The sequence below is a fragment of the Catellatospora vulcania genome (assembly GCF_009720385.1).
GTDB lineage: Bacteria > Actinomycetota > Actinomycetes > Mycobacteriales > Micromonosporaceae > Catellatospora > Catellatospora vulcania.
In genome coordinates, this window is sequence record NZ_ML769301.1 from 430446 (window position 1) to 447915 (window position 17470).

The window sequence follows — 17470 nt, forward strand, 5'->3', positions numbered from 1 at the left end:
CGCATTCTGCGCTTCTGCGGTTCCGGCGGGGAAGGGACCAAAGACCTGTCCGCCGCGGGCCCGCCGGCTCTGCCCGCCGGACCCGGGGCGGGCGGACAGTGAGGGCATGACAGCAGTCGAGACGGACCGCGAACAGGTGCTGCGCGACGCGGCCCGCACCGCGCTCGCCGCGCCGTCGGTCTTCAACACCCAGCCGTGGCGCTGGGAGGCCGGACCGGACAGGCTGTGCCTGTACGCCGACCGGCGGCGCCTGCTCCCCATCGCCGATCCGGCCGGGCGGCTGCTCACCGTCAGCTGCGGAGCCGCGCTGCACCACGCCCGCACCGCCCTGGCCGCCGCCGGACACGACGTCGAGGTGCGGCTGATGCCCGACCAGGCAGACCCGGACCTGCTCGCGGCGCTGCGCATCACCGGCCCGCACCGACCGGCGCTGGCCGAGCTGCAGCTACGTGCGGCGATCAAGCGCCGCCACACGGACCGGCGGCCGTTCACCTCCGAGCCGGTCGCCGACGCCGTCTGCTGGGCGCTGATCGTCGCCGGCGAGCGTGAGCACGCCCACGTCCACCTGGTCGACGTCGACCAGATCGCGGTCCTGGCCATGGCGGCCGTGCGCGCCGGCGCGCTGCAGCTGTCCGATGCCGACTACCGTGCCGAACTCGCCGACTGGACGCACCGTCCGCCGTGGAGCGGCGAGGGCGTGTCCACCGAAACCACGGTACGGGCGGTGCCGCGACGGGTGCCGGTTCGTGACTACGCGCCGTTCGGCGGCCAGACCATGCACGCCGGCCGAGACACCGACGCCGGGGCCCGTTATCTGGTCGTCTTCACCGACGAGGACACCCCGGTCGCCTGGCTGCACGCCGGGCAGGCCCTGTCGGCGGTGCTGCTCACCGCCGCCGTGCACGGCCTGGGCAGCGCGCCGATCAGCGACGTCACCGAAGTCGCCGACACCCGCGACGAGTTGCGCCGGCTGCTGCCGGGCCTCGGCGAGCCGCAGGTCTGCATCCGGATCGGCCACGCACAGCCCGGCGAACCGGCCCTCACCACGCGCCGCCCCGCCGAGGAATCGATCAAGCCCGGCACCCGGGCGAGGCGGTGACAGCGGGCGGCGAGGTCGCGCTGCGCTAGCGGCCTCGCCGCTTCGGGGACGTGCGCGGGCTCGGTCCGCCCCGCCGGGCGGGTGTCCGCCCGGACGCGGGTGTGGCGCGTGGCGCGCCCTTGGCCGCCGGGCGCGCGGGCGGTTCGGCAGGCTGCTGGGCCCGTCCCCGGGTGCTGTTCGCGGTCCGCCCGCGCACGATCCCGATCATCTCTTCGACCAGCTCGGTGTACCGGTCGCGGGGCCACACGAGCGCGACCGACGAGGTCGGGGCGTCGGTGAGCACCCGGTAGGTGACGTCGCGGCGCTGGTGGGCACGGGCCAGGGACTGCGGCACGACGAGCACCCCGACCCCGGCGGCGACGAGCTCGACGGCGTCGGCCGTGGTGGCCGGCCGGTGCTCGGCGACGGCAGGGGCCGCCGGCACGCCAGTCCAGTCGATCACATCGTCCAGGGGCCGCAGCAGCTGCTCGTCGGCGAGATCGGCGACGGTCAGGTCGTCGCCCGCGGACAGCAGGTGATCACGCTGCACCACGACGACCGTCACCTCGGTGTACAGCGGGATGGCGTGGAAGACGTCCTGGTCGACCGGCGTCCGGAGCAGGCCGGCGTCGGCCCCCGCGGCCAGCACCGTGGCGGCCTCGGCGGCTGCGGTGGGCTCGACCTGCAGGTCCACCTCCGGTCGGCGCTCGGACCAGGTGCGGGTCCACTTGTCCACGGTGACGCCGGGGACGGCCAGCAGGCGGAACGTCGTGGGACGGGGGTCCTCGGGGTCGGGCACGGTTGCCTCCGAAGCGTCGACCGGCCAGGCGCCGGTTCACGGGCAGCGCTGCGGTGGTGCGCAACCTGGCCAGAGTACCGGCAGCCGGTGTGCCCCGGACCGGTGACGGCAGGCACCGCGGTCCGGGGTGAGCTGCGCGGCCGGTAGGCTGGGCGGGTGACCAAGCCCAAACAGTCCCAGGTGATGAAGCCCGCCACGGCGGCGCTGAAGCTTGACATCTACCTGCCGGCCACGCCGCAGGAGTTCCAGGAGAGCTTGGTATCCCGCGAGGACCTCGACGAGCTCCAGCGCAACCCCCCGCAGTGGCTTTCCGACCTGCGCCGCGACGGCCCGCACCCGCGCAACGTGGTCGCCGCGCGGCTGCGGATCTCCAACAGCGGGCTGGCCCGCGGCGGCATCACCGAGCCGCTCACGACCGCACAGATCGCGGCCCTGGTCGCCGACCCGCCGGAGTGGCTGGTCGCCGAGCGTGCCACGCACGCCGAGGTGCAGCGTGAGCAGCGGCGGCTGCAGGAGCGGCGCGAGTCGGGCGAACCGGCCGCCAAACCCGCCAAGCCGGCCAAGGCTGCCAAGCCCGCCGCGCGCCGGAAGACCCCGGCCGGCAGGGGTGGGCGCACCGCGCGCCGGTGACGCGCCACGGGTGATCGACCACCCGCCCAGGACCAGCTCGATAGCATGAGGTCGTGCCGGCTCTGGGCGATCCGTCGGCGGCCGCTCTCGAAGAGGCCGCCTCGGCGTTCGCGAGCCTTCGCCCGCGCCTGTTCGGCATCGCCTACCGCATGCTCGGCAGCGCGGCGGAGGCCGAGGACATCGTGCAGGAGACGTGGCTGAGGTGGCAGGCCTACGACCGTGACACGGTGCGGGAGCCGGCCGCGTTCCTGGCCACGACGACGACCCGGCTGGCGATCAACGCCGCGCAGTCGGCTCGTTCGCGTCGCGAGACCTACCTCGGGCCCTGGTTGCCCGAACCAGTCGACACGAGCGCAGACCCGGCATTGGGGGCGGAACGGGGCGAGGCGCTCGAACTCGCGATGCTGGTCCTGATGGAGAAGCTCACGCCGACGGAGCGGGCCGCGTACGTGCTCCGGGAGGCGTTCAACTACCCGTACCGGAAGATCGCCGACATCGTCCAGGCGACCGAGGACAGTGCCCGGCAGCTGGTCAGCCGCGCCCGCAAACGGGTCGCCGAGCAGCGGACCGAGCCGGTGCCCCCGGGCCGTCAGCGGCGACTGCTGACCGCGTTCCTCACCGCGGCCCGCGCGGGCGACTTCGCCGCGCTGGAGGAACTGCTCGCCTCCGACGTCGTCAGCTACTCCGACGGCGGGGGAGCGGTGCGCGCCGCGAAACACCCCGTCACCGGCCGGACGACCGTGGCCAAGTTCATCGTGGCGTTCGCCCCGACGTTCTGGTCCGGCGCCGAGGTCACCTGGATCGAGGCCAACGGGCGGCCCTCGGCCCTGGTCTCGCGGGACGGCGTCACCTTCGCGATGGTGACGGTCCAGGCGACCGACGAAGGCATCGATCAGGTCTTGTGGGTGATGAATCCCGCCAAGCTCGCCAGGATCTCCACCGCGAAAGCTGTCACAGACGGCGGGGCCGCCCTGTCTTAGCTGTCATGAGCATCCCGACCGGCGACAGCGCCTTTCTGCACGAACTCGAAACCGACGTCAAGGCCGAGCTGACCCGGGCCGAGGCCGGCCTGCCCGAGGAGGCGGCGGCCGCCGTGCCCATCGACGAATGGGTGTTCGACCCGGCGTACGCCCAGAACGAGGAGGTCGGCCTGCGCAGCCTGCTCGGCGCGGTGGAGGCGCTGGAAGGCGACGACGCCGGGCGGCCGGAGCCGTCATGACAGCGGACTATCTGCCCAACCCGACCGGACCGGGCTGCCCCCGGGCATACGCTCGGCAGGTGAGCAGCGCTCCAGCACACCCGCACGGCAGCCGGGTGGCCGCCCGCGACCACTGCCTCAACATGGCGCGCGCCGTCGACCGGCCGACCGGGGCGGCCCGCTACGGGCGCATGTTCCCGGGCCTCGCCCCGCTCGGCACCGACCCGCAGCTGCTCATGCGCGCGGGCGTCGACGGCGGGATCTGCGACGCCACAGCCGTCCTGGACCGGCTCAGCCCCGGTGGCGACGACGCCGCCGAGGCCGCCGGGTGGCCGTTCTTCGGCCAGCTCATCGCCCACGACATCACCGCCGACCGGTCACCGATCATGGGTGGCGTCGACCCCGAGGCGCTGCGCAACTCCCGCGCCCCGAAACTCAACCTGGAGATGGTCTACTCCGACGGCCCGATCGGCTCGCCCTACCTGTACGACCTGACCGATCCGGCGAAGTTCCTGCTCGCCCCGGACGGTGGGGACGTGCCGCGCAACACCCAGGGCGTGGCGCTGATCGGCGATCCCCGCAACGACTCGCACCTGTTCGCGCTGACGCTGCACATCGCGCTGCTGCGGGCGCACAACCGCATCGTCGACCTGGTCCGCGAGTCGGGAGTGCCCGAGCCCGACGTGTTCGACAAGGCGCGGGTCACCCTCACCTGGCACTACCAGTGGATCGTCGTCCACGACTTCCTGCCCCGCCTGGTCGGGGCCGAGCTGGTCGATCAGGTGCTCGCCGAGGGCGGCCGGTGGTTCGCGCCGCCGGCGGGGCACGCGTACATCCCGCTGGAGTTCGCCGACGCGGCGTTCCGCTACGGCCACGGCCAGATCAGGCACACCTACCGGCTCGTCGAGGGCGGCCCCGCGGTGCCGCTCTTCCCGGACCTGGTCGGGTTCGGCCCGCTGGCCGCCGACCGCCGCCTGGACCTCGCCCAGGTCTTCGACCTGCCCGGCCGCCCGCCCGCGCAGCGGGCCAAACGCCTCGACGGGAGGCTCGCCGCCAGCCTCATCGGGCTGCCCGAGCAGGTCACGGGGGCGGTCGACACCGCCGCGTACCGCTCCCTGGCGGTGCGTGACCTGCTGCGCGGCGACACCACCGCGCTGCCCAGCGGCGAAGCCGTCGCACGGCTGCTCACGGTGGCCCCGCTGACCGCCGACGAACTGGAGCAGACCTGGCCGCAGGGCACCCCGCTGTGGTTCTACATCCTCAAGGAGGCCGAACACCGGGGCAGCGGCGACCGGCTCGGCCCGGTCGGCGGCCGGATCGTGGCGGAAGTCCTCATCGGCCTGCTGCGTGCCGACGCGGCGAGCTACCTGAGCCTGGAGCCGGACTGGCAGCCGAAACTGCCGGCCACCGACGCGGGCTTCGGCCTGGCAGACCTGCTCACCCTCGACGCGGGCGGCGCCGGGCCGGTCCGGCCACAGTGACGGGCCGGCGATCGCCGGGAAGTGACACCGCAGCATCCGACACCGTTCCTTTTGGAGGTATTCGCCATGGCAGACAGCGACCTGACGAGCGCGGGCCGGCAGCCGAGGTCGAACGCGTGGCAGACGGCGCTCACCACGCTGCAGGAGGCCGAGCCGCCCTTCATCCCGGCGGGCGCCCACGCGATGACCGTGGTCATCGAGTATCCGCCCGGCGACCCCGGCACGCCGCCGCACCGGCACTCCGGTCCCGCGTTCGGCTACGTGCTGGAAGGCGAGATGCTGCTGGAGCTGGAAGGCGAGCCGGAGCGGGTCGTCCGCGCGGGCGAGGCGTTCTGGGAGGCGGGCGGCGACGTCATCCACTACCAGGACGGCAACAACCGCGACGACGTGCGCCTGCGGTTCACGGTCACCATGCTGTGCGCGCCCGGCCAGCCGATGCTCACGCTGGTGGACGACGACGAGCTGGCCCGGCGCAGGGACAGACGTGCGCCTCGGCCGTCCTGAGCAGCCCACTGCACGACGTCGGGGACCCGACGCCGCGCAGTGGGCCGAAGCCCAGGTCGCGGCAGTACGCGACGATCCGCGGCGGCGCATCGCGCTGCTGGCGCGGACCTACCGCGGGCCGTACGGCCAGGCCCCGCAGCACCTGCCGTTCCGGCGGGCCGCCATGTCGTTCATGCGCTGGCAGGCCCGGCGGGGCGTGCTCAACTCCCTGGCCGCGCGGCCACCCGGCAGCCGCTGGTGGCGCGCCGTCAACGACCGCCTGCTGCGCGACGGCTGCGAGGCGATGGCCCGATCGGGCGGGATGGCGGGGGAGCCCTCGGCGCCGGCGGTCGCGCTCTGGTCCGCCTTCATAGCCCAGCCGACCGCCCGGCACTGGTATCGAGCCCACAACGCCAGCATCGTCGGCGGGTACCTGGACAACCGGGACCTGGCCGAGCAGGAGTCGATGCCGGAGCGGTTCTTCCTCAACGTCGCCCTGCTGCGAGTCCTGTACACCCACGCGCTGGTCGCCGCACCGAAGCTGGCCCTGGGCAGGCTGGCCGTGCTGGGCCGGTTCCTCGGCGATCCACGGCTGGGCATGGCCGGGGTGTTCCTGTCACTCGGCCGCGTCCTGCCCGACCGCTACCCGCCGGCCGCGGAACTGCGGGCCTACCTGGCCCACGAGCACCGACTCGGGCGGATGCTCGACTACGGCGTGATCCAGCCACGGTTGCAGCGGCTGTACGACTGGTCCGCCCGGGAACTCGGCCTGCCCGGACTGTGCGATCTCGTGCGTGACGGCAACCCGGTCTACGCCTGGTCCTACGCCGACCGTGACGTATGGACGCCGCCGGACGGACCGCTGCCGCGCCTGCTGGGCCGGCTCACGGCTCCCCGGCCGTGAGCCGCTAGGCCCGCGCCCCCGACTCGGAGTCCCACAGCTGCAGGGCGTCACCGAGGAACTCGTGCACGTACCCGCAGTTCGTGCAGATGACGCCGAGCGACGACTTGTTCGCCCAGGCGAGGTCGAAGAACTCCATCGCGCCGGTGTTCAGCTTGATGGCGCGGCTGGTGAAGAGGCCGCCCCGGCAGACGACGCACCGGAACACCTCGCCGTTGATGGTGGCGACGTACGGGGAACGGTTGAACAAGCCCATGTAAGGAAGGTAGCCAGCGGCCACCACCGGGCACAGCTCAGCTTTCTGCACACTTCCTCGCGCCCGCCGGCGCCGCAGCAGGATCGGCACCCGCCTACTGTGGACTGTTCACCCCGCCCGGCTACCATCGCGTTCGATGATCTCAGACAGCGACGGTGGTGACTTTCGCGTTCTCGGCCCGGTGGAGGTCGTCGTATCCGGGAGGCCGCTGCGGTTCGCGCGTCGGCAGCAGCTCGACCTCGTCGCCCTGCTCATGCTGCGCGCCGGTCGCGTGGTGGCGACCAGCGAGATCATCGAGGCGATGTGGGGCGGAGCGGCCCCCCGCACCGCGAACCTGCAGGTGCAGAACATGGTGTCCGCCCTGCGGGCCGTGCTGCACGACGGCGCCGCGCCGCTGGCCACGGTGGATCGTCAGGCGGCCGGCTACGCGCTGCACATCACGGCCGGCCGGCTCGACCTGGCGGTCTTCACCCAGCTCGTCGGCCAGGCTCGCGCGGCGCGTGCGCCCGGCGCCGCCATCACCCTGCTGCGCGAGGCGCTCGGGCTGTGGCGCGGCACGCTGCCGCTGGCCGGCGTGCGGGCCCCGTTCGCCGCCGCCGCCCGCGCCTACCTCGGCGAACAACGCGACAGGGCGCTGGAGCAGCTCTTCGACGCGGAGCTCGGCTGCGGCAACCACGCGGCGATCGTGCCGGAGCTGACCGACGCGGTGGCCGCCGACCCGGTCCGGCAGCGTCTCGTGGCCCAGTTGATGATCGCCCTGCACCGCAGCGGCCGGGTCACCGACGCCCTCGGCGCCTACCGCAACGCCCGGCAGGCCCTGTCCGACGAGTACGGCCTTGACGTCAGTCGTGAGCTGCAGGAACTGGAGCGACGCATCCTGCTCGCCGACCGGTCCCTCGACCCGCCCGCCGAACCCGTCGGGTCCGTCACGGCGACGACGAGCGCCTCGCCCACCCGCGCCGCCCATCCGGTGCCCGCTCAGCTGCCGCTGGACGTACGCGGTTTCGCCGGCCGCGGCGCGCAGTTGGCACACCTCGACGCGCTCGCGGCCGGGGCCGACGCCAGGTCCCCCGCAACCGTGGTCACCGTCCTCATGGGCACGGCGGGCGTGGGCAAGACCGCGCTCGCGGTGCACTGGGCGCAGCAGGTGGCGGGCAGGTTCCCGGACGGTCAGCTGTACGTGAACCTGCGCGGGTTCCATCCCGGGGCCAGGCCGATGGAGCCGGGGGAGGCGCTACGCGGTTTCCTCGACGCGTTCGGGGTCCCGCCGGAACGGGTTCCGGCGGGCCTGGACGCCCAGGCGGCCATGTACCGGAGCCTGGTCGCCGGGCGGCGGGTGCTGGTGCTGCTCGACAACGCGCTCGACGCGGAGCAGGTCCGCCCGCTGCTGCCGGGCGGGCGGGGCGGCATGGTGCTGGTCACCAGCCGTGACCAGCTGATCGGTCTGGTCGCGTTGGAGGGCGCGCATCCGGTGACCCTCGACGTGCTGCCCGCGGCCGAGGCGCGCGAGTTCCTGATCAGGCGGCTCGGCGCACCGCGGGTGGTCGCCGAGTTGCCGGCCGCCGACGAGATCGCGGCCCGGTGCGCCCGGCTGCCGCTCGCGTTGGCGATGGTCGCCGCGCGTGCCGCGGTCCACCCGGCGCTTCCGCTGGGCGCGCTCTCCGCGGAGCTGTCCGCCGTGCGGGAGCGCCTGCGGCCGCAGGACGCCGGCGATTTCACCACCGACGTGCAGGCCGCGTTCTCGTGGTCGTACCGGAGGCTGACGCCCGCGGCGGCGGCGCTGTTCCGGCTGCTCGGGCTGCACCCGGGCCCGGACGTGGGAGTGGACGCCGCAGCCAGCCTGGCCGCGGCGTCGCCGGACGGGGTCCGACCGCTGCTGGCCGAGCTGGCACGCGCGCATCTGATCACCGAACACCCGCCGGGCCGGTTCTCGCTGCACGACCTTCTGCGGGCGTACGCCGCAAGGCTCGTACAGCTCGACGAGAGCGCGTCGGACCGGCGCGCGGCGCTGCGCCGCGTCCTGTCCCACTACCTGCACCAGGCCTACGCGGCGGCGTTGCGCATCTATCCGCATCGCTACCCGCTGGAGCTGGCGCCGGCCGAGCCGGGCGCTGTGGTGACGGAGTTCGCCGACGTGGAACAGGCGTCGGCGTGGTTCACGAGGGAGCACGCCGTGCTGCTGGCCGCCCTGAACGCGGCCGCCGACGAGAGTGTCGCCGCCTACGCCTGGCAGCTGGCCTCAGCCTTGTCGACCTTCCTGGACCGGTACGGGCACTGGCACGACTGGGTGGCCAGCCAGCGCACCGCCCTGGCCGCCGCCGAGCGCAGCGGCGACCGGATCGGCCAGGCGCACGCGCACGGCAGCCTGGGCCTGGCCGGCAACCGCCTGAAGCGCTACGACGAGGCGCTGGCCCACCTCCGCCGGGCCGACGGCCTCTTCGGCGAGCTGGACGACCTGGTCGGCCAGGCGTACACCAAGCTGCGGATGAGCCTGGTCCACGAAGGACGCGGCGACCGGCGCGCCGCGCTGCTCGACGCACAGCACGCGCTGGACCGGTTCGAGTCGGCAGGCCACCGCATCGGCCGGGGGCAGGCCCTCAACAGCATCGGATGGCTGCACGCCCAGCTGGGCCAGCACGGCGACGCGGTCAAGTACTGCGAGCAGGCGGTCGAGGTGCACCGGGAGCTGGACGACCGGGAGGGGCTGGCGAACGCGCTGGACAGCCTCGGCTTCGCCCATCACGGCCACGGCGACCACCAGCAGGCGATCGTCTACTACGGGCAGGCGCTGGTGGTGCTGCGACAGCTTGCCGACCCCTACTACGAGACCATCACCCTCACGCATCTCGGCGACGCCCACCACGCGGCGGGCGATCGGCGGGCCGCTGCCGACGCCTGGCGGCTGTCCCTGGCCATGCTCGACGAGCTGGGCCATCCCGATGCCGGTGAGCTGCGGGACAGGCTGGCCCGCCTGAGCCAGGCGTGACCGCGTGTGAAGACCGGATGTGCTCCCGTGTGGGGCGTGGCCACAGGATGAAGGCACTTTCGTCCGTCCACATGTGAGGGACCGGTCCGGGCCGGTGGCTCTCAGAAGGAGCGCTTATGAAGCACGACGACGAAGCTGCCTGCTGCGGGGGCGGCGGTGAACCGGCGCCGGGCATGAGCCGGCGCACGATGCTGCGCGCGACCGCGCTCGGCGCGGGCGCCATGACCGTCGGCGGGGTGCTGCTGCCCTCGGCCGCGTCGGCCGCACCGGCGATCTACAACCCGTTCGGCGCCTACCCGATCACCGACACCTGGGAAGGCCACCTGTCCCGCGGCTCGCTCGGCGGGATCGACTTCGGGATGGGCGTCGGCACGGCCCTGCCTGCCTGCGGTGCGGGCACCATCCAGAACATCCCGTACAACGGCACCGGCGGGCACACCGTCACCATCCACCACGCTGACGGGTACCGCAGCCAGTACATGCACCTGTCGCAGTTCCTGCTCGGCAACGGCGCGAGCGTCGGCGCGGGCGCGATCGTGGGGCGCTCGGGCGGCGCGGCCGGTGCGGACGGCTCGGGCAGCTCGACCGGCCCGCACCTGCACTGGCACATGATCAACCCGGCCGGCACCAGGATCAGCCCGCTGGTCTACATCGGCCAGAATCCTGGCGGTGGGTCGCGGCAGGTGTACGAGGCGGCCAGCAACAACGCCTGGCGGGCCCTGCCGATCTCCGGTAGCGCCGGGGCGGTCACCGGTTCGGCGATCGCGCCGATCCTGCTGGGCACCACGAAGATCGTGTACAGCCTCAACGGCGGCCGGATCTACGAGGCGGCCAGCAACGCCGGCTGGCAGAACCTGTGGACCGGAGTCCAGGGCGCGCAGGGCACCGCCCTGGCCGCGGTGAACCTCAACGGCGTGAAACTGATCTACAACGTCGTCGACGGCTACGTGCACGAAGCGGCCAGCAACAACGCCTGGCGCAACCTCAACACCGGCATCGGCGGCGCCAGCTCGTCCTCGATCTCGGTGATCCAGCTCGGCGGGGTCAAGTACGTCTACAGCATCGTCGGCGGGTACGTGCACGAGGCGCACAGCGCCAACGCCTGGCGCAACCTCAGCACGGGCATCCCCGCCTCGGCGGTCGCCGCGATCACGGTCGGCACCACGAAGATCATCTACACGGTCAACGGCGGCTCGGTGTACGAGGCGGCGAGCAACGCCGGGTGGCGGAACCTGTGGACCGGCATCTCCGGCGTGTCCGGCAGCACCCTCGCCGCGATGAACGTCGGCGGCGTCAAGCACATCTACACCAGCGCGGGCGGCTTCGTACACGAGGCGGCCAGCAACAACGCCTGGCGCAACCTCAACTCCGGCGTCGGCGGGTCCGCGGTGGCGGCCCTGACGCTCGGCGGCGTCAAACTCATCTACGCCTCCTGACCCGCCACGGAGGAGGCGCGGACCAGGGCGGGGCGGGACATTGCTCCCGCCCCGCCGTGCGGTCACCGTGCGGCGACGCCGGGGCGGCTCCACTGGGCCGTCGGGCGGCCGTCGAGCCGCCACGGATGCCCGCTCACCCGCGGCCAGCCGGCGGGGGAGTCCTCCCAGGCCTCCTGCCGGCCGTACACCGTCAGGTCCAGGGCGTGGTAGCTGGTCATCAGCGCCTCCACGCCCCGCCCGGTCGTCCAGTAGGTCTCGTAGACCTGGTCCCCGTCGCGCAGGTAGCAGGCGATGAACCCGAAGTCCCGGCCGTCGGCCAGGGCCGGATCGGCCTCGTGTGCCGAATACCAGGGGAACGGATAGCCCATGAACCGTGCGAACGGGGCACTGTCGGCGTAGGGCCCCTGGCAGAACACGGCGTAGGTGACGTCCCGGGCGTGCAGGTAGTCCAGCAGCTGCACGTGGCAGGTGGAGAACGTGCAGCCCTCGCACTGCTCCTCGAACGGCGCGTCGTCGTGCCACATGTGGAAGTACGCGATGAGCATGCTGCGTCCCTCGAACACGTCCACCAGCGGCGTCCGGCCGCCGGGGCCCTGCACGGCGACGGGAGGCACCGGCGTCATCGGCAGCCTGCGGCGGGCAGCGGCGATGGCATCGCCCTCGCGGGTGTGGGCCTTCTCCCGGGCCAGCAGCTCGTCTCGCGCTCGCAACCAGCTCCGCCGGTCGACGACCGGCGGGCTCGCGGCGTCGGACACAGGTCGTGCCGTCATGGTGTCGTCCTCTCGTGAATCGAATCGGTCACTGTTCAGACGAGCCCGGGTGGCATCCTTCACCGGTCACCGATGAGAAACGGCCTTCCCGATCGTCTGTGCCTTCGTGACGACCGCCGAGCTCCGGGAGAACCGCATGTCCGACGCGCCTGGCGAGCGGGCCGTCCGGCTGCAGAACGCGTTCGGCGAGCACCGCCGCGACCTGCACCTGCACTGCTACCACCTGGTGGGCAACGTGCCCGACGCCGACGATCTGGTGCAGGAGACCTTCCTGCGCGCGTGGCGGGCCCGCGACCGCTTCGAGGGCCGGGCCTCCGTGCGCACCTGGCTCTACCGGATCGCGACGAACGTCTTCCTCGACACCCGCAAGGCGGCCGCCAGCCGGACCATGCCGTCCGGGGACCTGCTGGAGTGGTCCACCGACATCGGTCCCTATCCCGACGCGCTGCTGGCCGACGACCCGCAGGCCGGTGTCCCCGCTCGGGAGACCGTCGAGCTGGCTCTGATCGCGGCGCTCATGTATCTGCCCGGTCGGCAGCGGGCCGCCTTCGTGCTGCGCGACATCCGCGGCTGGACACCCCAGGAGATCGCCGACGCGCTCGGCACCCCCGTCACCGCGGTCAACAGCCTGCTGCAGCGGGCCCGCCACACCCTGCGCCACCACGCCCCGGCCGATCCGGGGGACTGGCGGCGCCCGCGGCTGACCCGCCAGGACGAGGAGATCCTGCGCCGGTACGCCGACGCGACGGATCCGGCGTCGCTGCGTGAACTGCTCTCCGACGACGTGCGCATCACCATGCCGCCCGAGCCGCCGGTCGTCGGCATCGACGCGGTCGCGGAGTTCCTGACGCGGCCCCTCGACTGGCGGACCTTCCCCGGCTCGGCCAACGGGCGGCCCGCGCTGATCTGCTATTTGCGCAGGCCCGGCAGCCCGCACTACGAGGGGCTGGTCGTCGACGTGCTCCGGATCGAGCACGGCAGGATCGTGGAGAGCAACGCCTTCGTCGGCGCGCGCCATGTCGCCGCCTTCGGCATGCCCGCGACGCTGGAGCCGTGATAGCGACCTATCCGGTGCAGGTCACCATGCTGCACCAGCGGCGCATGCTGGTCTCGTCCAGGAACAGCCAGCGGCAGTGTGAGTCCGCGCAGGAGCGCACGGTCATCCGGCGCGGGTCGGCGAGCAGCTCGGCGGCGCTCCATGCGGCGGCGTGCAGCGGCAGGCGCAGCCCGGCTTCCAGGCCGGGCCGCCAGCGGCCGCCGCCGGACTCGTCGCGCGTGTACTCCAGCGTCCTGGCGGCCGCCTCCGCGGCCCTGGCGACCGCGTCGAACGCCGTGTGGTCGGCGGGCCCGCTGAGGCAGGCGTACAGCTGGGCGCGCAGTGCCCGTGCCTGCTCCAGCGTCTTTTCGGCCGTGGCCGGGTCGCGGTCGGCGAGGGTGAGCAGGCGGCTCACCGTCGGGTCGTCGGCGAGGCCGGTGTAGCCGCACCACACGGCGAAGGTGCGGTACCCGCGCAGCCACTCGGCGCCGGGCAGGGGCGCCGTCTCGCCCCAGCCGGCGAAGGTGTTGCAGAAGTCGAGCGCGGGGTGCCCGCCGACGATCCAGGGCAGCGTCTCGTCGCGGACCCGCACTTCGTACACCGCGCGGCGGGGCTGGTCCAGGCGGTCATCGTTGCGCAGGATGCGCCGGTGCAGTTCCTGCAGGTCGGGGCCGGGGTCGACGCCGAGTTCGGTGGCGAGCGCCTGCCGGGTGGCCTCGTACAGCAGCAGGGCGTCGGCCTGGCGGGCGGCGCGGTAGTGCGCGGTCATCAGGATGCCTACGAGCCGTTCCCGGAGGGGATGCCGCTCGGCTAGCCCGCCCAGATCCTTGATCACCCGCGAGTGCTTGCCGATGGCGAGGTGTGCCTCGGCACGTGCCTCGACGGCGACCAGGCGGGCCTCGTCGAGCTGCCCGTCGAGCCGGTGCCGCAGCGCTTCGTCGGCGACGTCGGCCAGCAGCGGTCCCCGCCACAGCCGCAGCGCGCCGTCCAGCAGGGCGGCTCGCGCCGCGGGATCGGCGGAGTCCAGCGCCTGCTGCACGGTGCGGTGGAAGTCGGCGACGTCGACGCGGTGGTCGTCGGCCTCGACGAGGTAGCCGTCCGCGCGGGTGGTGATACGCACCCCGTACGGGTTCAGCGCGGCCCGCAGGCGGCCGATGTAGGTGTACACGGCGCCACGCGCCGAGGCCGGTGCGCTGCCGTTCCACAGCAGGCCGATGAGCCGGTCGATGGTGACCAGCCGCCCGAGGTCGAGCAGCAGCAGGGCCAGCAGGCAGCGTTCCTGGCGGCGGCTGGCGATGTCCACGAGGCGGCCGTCGTGGCGGGCCTCGAACGGGCCGAGCAGGTGGAACTCCATACCGGTAGGACGCTCGGCCGGGCCGGACGGGTTGACCTTGTCGCGCGTCGAGGCGGTGGTGAGGCGGCCTGCGCGACCCGGCCGGATCGCGCCTGTGACCCGGCGATCTGCACCCATCAGTCCTTTTTCAGTGGTCAGACCGTGGTGAGGCGGCCGGGCCAGGCTGTGCCGGCAACCAACGAAGCACAGGAAGGGAGCTTTCATGCGTCGAGCAGTCCTCACCACCGTGATGATGGTCACCGCGCTGCTGGCAGGCGCCGCGCCGGCTCAGGCAGCCGAAGGATCGGGGGCGCACGGCGGCTGGGTGCCGGCGCCGCAGGCGGGCTTCGAGCAGCCCGCCGGGGCCCGCTGCGACTTCGCCATCCGCGCCCAGCCGGTCCTCGACGAGGTGCGCAAGCTCGTGCTGGACACGTACGCCGACGGCAAACCGAAGCGCGAGCTGTACGCCGGCGACCTCCTCGTCGATTACATCAACCTGGAGACCGGCAAGTCGACGCGTGTCGACGCGAGCGGCACGGCGCTGATCGACTACGGCGCCGACGGGTCGATGACCTGGTACGTGGTCGGCCCGGCGATCTTCGGGTTCCGGGTGGACGGCGGCAACCTGGCACGCGGCATGTGGCTGATCGACGGCGTCTACACCATCGCGTTCACGCCGACGTACTACAAGACCGTCACGATGGTCCACGGCACCTCGCACAACATCTGCGACGACCTGGACTGAGCGGTCGCGTGGCCGGGTGCCCCGCGCACCCGGCCACGCGCGATACCGTGTCCGGATGGCTGACGACACCGCCCCCATCCGTCCCGGCCGCCGGTCCCTGCGCGCGATGCTGGCGCGGGCCGAGGCGGGGGTGCTGCTGCTGGGCATCACGCCGCCGCGGCGCAGCGTCTCGCCCGAGCAGGCCGCCCAGATCGCCGAGGTCACCCTCGCGCGGCTGGCCACGGTGGACCTCGACGGGCTGATCCTGTACGACATCGACGACGAGAGCGACCGCAACCCGCAGGAGCGCCCGTTCCCGTACCTGCCGACGATGGACCCCGTGGCGTTCCACCGCGACCACCTGGGCGCGTGGGAGCTGCCCGCGGTCATCTACCGGTGCGTCGGCAAGTACACCGAGCCCGAGCTGGCGGACTGGCTCGGCGAGGTGGACACCGACCGGGTGCTGGGCGTGTTCGTCGGCGCCTCGTCGCGGGACAAGGGCGTGCGCACGGGGCTGACGCAGGCGTACGCGCTGCGCGACCGGGTGCGTGCCGACCTGCCGCTGGGCGCGGTGGCCATCACCGAGCGCTACACCCGCACCGGCGACGAGCACCTGCGCATGCTCACCAAGCAGGACCGCGGCGCGTCCTTCTTCATCACGCAGGTGGTGTACGACGTCGACGCGACCAAGAGCCTGCTGTCGGACTACCACTACACGTGTGCGGCCAAGGGCGTGGAGCCTCGTCCGGTGATCTTCACGTTGTCGGTGTGCGGTTCGCTGAAGACGCTGTCGTTCCTGCACTGGCTCGGCGTGAACGTGCCCCGCTGGCTGGAGAACGCGCTGCGCTACTCCGAGGACCCGCTGACCGAGTCGTACCAGCAGTGCCTGGCGACCGCCCGCGAGCTGGCCGCGTTCTGCCGGCGGCTGGGCGTGCCGTTCGGGTTCAACGTGGAGAGCGTGTCCATCCGCAAGGTGGAGATCGAGGCTTCGGTCGAACTCGCCCGCGAGGTGCGCGAGCTGCTGACCTACCAGTAGGTGTCCGGTTCGGTCGGCACCAGCCGGTGCAGCAGCGGCTGGGCCGCCTCGATGACCAGGTCGCGATCGTAGGTGAGAACGAAGTCGAACTCCCGGTCGTCGTGCGCGCCGGGGCCGCCGCGGTCGCAGGCGAACAGGCCGCCGGCGAAGTGGGTGGCCAGCACGACGACCGTCCACTCCCCGGCCAGCGGATCGTCGGCCCGCAGCGGCCCGCCGCGGATCCCCTCGGCAGGATGCGCCGGCATGCCCTGCCCGTACACCGCGGTGAACACGCATCTTTCGGCGAGTTCGTGGTAGCGCCGCCGGGCGTGCTCGTCGAAGTTGCGGATCTGCTGGAAGGTCGCCAGCAGCACCGCGGGCTCGGCCAGCTGCAGGCACTTGTTCTCCAGGTGCCGGCTCAGGCACTTGAGCATCTGCTTGGTGGTCCGGATGACGGGCCGGTGTTTGCGGGCGACCTCGAACGGGGTGGCCGCGGTGGCCGTGGGCGCGTCCACCTGCGCGAGCACGAGGTCCGCCTGCCCGAACGTGTCCGGCAGCGGCCCGGGACGGCCGAACAGCCAGCCCTGGCCCAGGGTCGCCCCCATGGATCTCGCGATGGCGAGGTGGTGCGGCGTCTCGATGCCCTCGGCGAGCACGGCGGCGCCGGTGCGTTCGGCCTCGGCCAGCACCGCGTTGACGACGGCCGACACCGACGGCGTGACGCGGCCCTGCACGATGCTGCGATCCAGCTTGATCACGTCCGGGCTGAGCAGCGGCATCATGGCCAGGCTGGTGGGGTCGGCCCCGACGTCGTCCAGGGCGATGCGGATCGAGCGCCTGCGCAGCTCCAGGATCGTCGACAGCAGCGAGGCCGGGTCGGCGGCCAGGGACCGCTCGGTCAGCTCGACCACGACCTGCAGCCGGGCCAGCGCCGCCTCGTGGACGGCGAGCACCTCCGGTGGCGGCGGGGTGCGCGTCGTCACCGGCTCGACGTTGACGAAAAGCGGTAGCCGGCGCGGCAGCCCGGCTGCCAGAGCGCCTCGGAAGGCCGCCGACCCGCACGCCCAGTCGAGCTCGGCGACGCGCTCCACCTGCGCGGCGTGCCGGAACAGCGCGTCAGGCGAGGCGAATTCGCCGGCGGGGCCGCGGGCCAGCGCCTCGTATCCCGCCGTCCGGCCGCTGCCCAGCGCGACTATGGGCTGATAGACCGCGTGGATCAGCCCGCCGGAGAGCACCGCGTCGAACGCCGCGCCCGCGTCGGGCGGACCGCCCACCGCCATCAACGACCCCCTGACCGCATCTGCCAGCTGGGTGGCGTCAATCTGGATCTTCATTCGCCAGCGT

General features: G+C 73.0%; 17 protein-coding genes. 12 read left to right on the forward strand and 5 right to left on the reverse strand.

Annotated elements, in window-relative coordinates:
- The first annotated feature begins 106 nt into the window (after positions 1-106).
- On the forward strand, positions 107-1099 hold the full coding sequence (locus tag F6W97_RS01905) for an Acg family FMN-binding oxidoreductase (RefSeq protein WP_230686327.1): 993 nt from the start codon (positions 107-109) through the stop codon (positions 1097-1099).
- Between the two features lie 25 nt (positions 1100-1124).
- On the opposite strand, the gene F6W97_RS01910 is transcribed toward F6W97_RS01905, so the two are convergent.
- The gene (locus F6W97_RS01910; RefSeq protein WP_155368340.1) at positions 1125-1877 is read right to left on the reverse strand and encodes a LysR substrate-binding domain-containing protein; all 753 of its coding nucleotides are present in this window, start codon (positions 1875-1877) and stop codon (positions 1125-1127) included.
- A gap of 156 nt (positions 1878-2033) precedes the next feature.
- Here F6W97_RS01910 and F6W97_RS01915 point away from each other — a divergent pair, with 156 nt between their 5' ends.
- From F6W97_RS01915 to F6W97_RS01940, 6 genes are all read left to right on the forward strand, one after another.
- Positions 2034-2507 (forward strand): DUF5997 family protein, encoded by a 474-nt coding sequence (locus tag F6W97_RS01915; RefSeq protein ID WP_230686328.1) that lies wholly within the window; start codon positions 2034-2036, stop codon positions 2505-2507.
- A gap of 53 nt (positions 2508-2560) precedes the next feature.
- Complete coding sequence (locus tag F6W97_RS01920; protein WP_155368341.1) at positions 2561-3487, forward strand: RNA polymerase sigma-70 factor; 927 nt, start codon at positions 2561-2563, stop codon at positions 3485-3487.
- 5 nt (positions 3488-3492) lie between these two features.
- Complete coding sequence (locus F6W97_RS01925; RefSeq protein ID WP_155368342.1) at positions 3493-3726, forward strand: hypothetical protein; 234 nt, start codon at positions 3493-3495, stop codon at positions 3724-3726.
- 59 nt (positions 3727-3785) lie between these two features.
- Positions 3786-5186, forward strand: coding sequence for a peroxidase family protein (locus F6W97_RS01930; RefSeq protein ID WP_230686329.1), 1401 nt, complete (start codon positions 3786-3788; stop codon positions 5184-5186).
- A 66-nt stretch (positions 5187-5252) separates the two neighbouring features.
- Complete coding sequence (locus F6W97_RS01935) at positions 5253-5690, forward strand: cupin domain-containing protein (RefSeq protein ID WP_155368344.1); 438 nt, start codon at positions 5253-5255, stop codon at positions 5688-5690.
- A complete protein-coding gene (locus F6W97_RS01940) occupies positions 5671-6573 on the forward strand; it encodes a hypothetical protein (RefSeq protein ID WP_155368345.1) in 903 nt (300 codons plus the stop codon). Before F6W97_RS01935 ends, F6W97_RS01940 begins: the two co-directional genes overlap by 20 nt.
- Positions 6574-6577: 4 nt before the next feature.
- Here the strand turns inward: F6W97_RS01940 and F6W97_RS01945 are convergent, their stop codons facing one another.
- Positions 6578-6826, reverse strand: coding sequence for a hypothetical protein (locus F6W97_RS01945; RefSeq protein WP_155368346.1), 249 nt, complete (start codon positions 6824-6826; stop codon positions 6578-6580).
- Between the two features lie 136 nt (positions 6827-6962).
- On the opposite strand from F6W97_RS01945, the gene F6W97_RS01950 reads away from it, so the two are divergent.
- Both F6W97_RS01950 and F6W97_RS01955 read left to right on the forward strand, forming a co-directional pair.
- Positions 6963-9812, forward strand: coding sequence for an AfsR/SARP family transcriptional regulator (locus F6W97_RS01950; RefSeq protein ID WP_155368347.1), 2850 nt, complete (start codon positions 6963-6965; stop codon positions 9810-9812).
- A 116-nt stretch (positions 9813-9928) separates the two neighbouring features.
- Positions 9929-11248: a M23 family metallopeptidase gene (locus F6W97_RS01955; protein ID WP_230686330.1), complete on the forward strand. Its 1320-nt coding sequence runs from the start codon at positions 9929-9931 to the stop codon at positions 11246-11248.
- 62 nt (positions 11249-11310) lie between these two features.
- On the opposite strand, the gene F6W97_RS01960 is transcribed toward F6W97_RS01955, so the two are convergent.
- Complete coding sequence (locus F6W97_RS01960; RefSeq protein WP_155368348.1) at positions 11311-12018, reverse strand: DUF899 family protein; 708 nt, start codon at positions 12016-12018, stop codon at positions 11311-11313.
- Between the two features lie 136 nt (positions 12019-12154).
- Here F6W97_RS01960 and F6W97_RS01965 point away from each other — a divergent pair, with 136 nt between their 5' ends.
- Positions 12155-13075 (forward strand): RNA polymerase subunit sigma-70, encoded by a 921-nt coding sequence (locus tag F6W97_RS01965; protein WP_155368349.1) that lies wholly within the window; start codon positions 12155-12157, stop codon positions 13073-13075.
- A 7-nt stretch (positions 13076-13082) separates the two neighbouring features.
- On the opposite strand, the gene F6W97_RS01970 is transcribed toward F6W97_RS01965, so the two are convergent.
- Positions 13083-14525, reverse strand: coding sequence for a BTAD domain-containing putative transcriptional regulator (locus F6W97_RS01970; RefSeq protein WP_230686331.1), 1443 nt, complete (start codon positions 14523-14525; stop codon positions 13083-13085).
- An 85-nt stretch (positions 14526-14610) separates the two neighbouring features.
- On the opposite strand from F6W97_RS01970, the gene F6W97_RS01975 reads away from it, so the two are divergent.
- Positions 14611-15132 carry a hypothetical protein gene (locus tag F6W97_RS01975; RefSeq protein WP_155368350.1) on the forward strand — a complete coding sequence of 174 codons (522 nt, stop codon included), beginning with the start codon at positions 14611-14613 and terminating at the stop codon, positions 15130-15132.
- 55 nt (positions 15133-15187) lie between these two features.
- Positions 15188-16147, forward strand: coding sequence for a methylenetetrahydrofolate reductase (locus tag F6W97_RS01980; RefSeq protein ID WP_155368351.1), 960 nt, complete (start codon positions 15188-15190; stop codon positions 16145-16147).
- Here the strand turns inward: F6W97_RS01980 and F6W97_RS01985 are convergent.
- A complete protein-coding gene (locus F6W97_RS01985) occupies positions 16138-17460 on the reverse strand; it encodes a sensor domain-containing phosphodiesterase (RefSeq protein ID WP_155368352.1) in 1323 nt (440 codons plus the stop codon). The two genes, F6W97_RS01980 and F6W97_RS01985, sit on opposite strands and share 10 nt — an antisense overlap.
- Between the last annotated feature and the right edge of the window lie 10 nt (positions 17461-17470).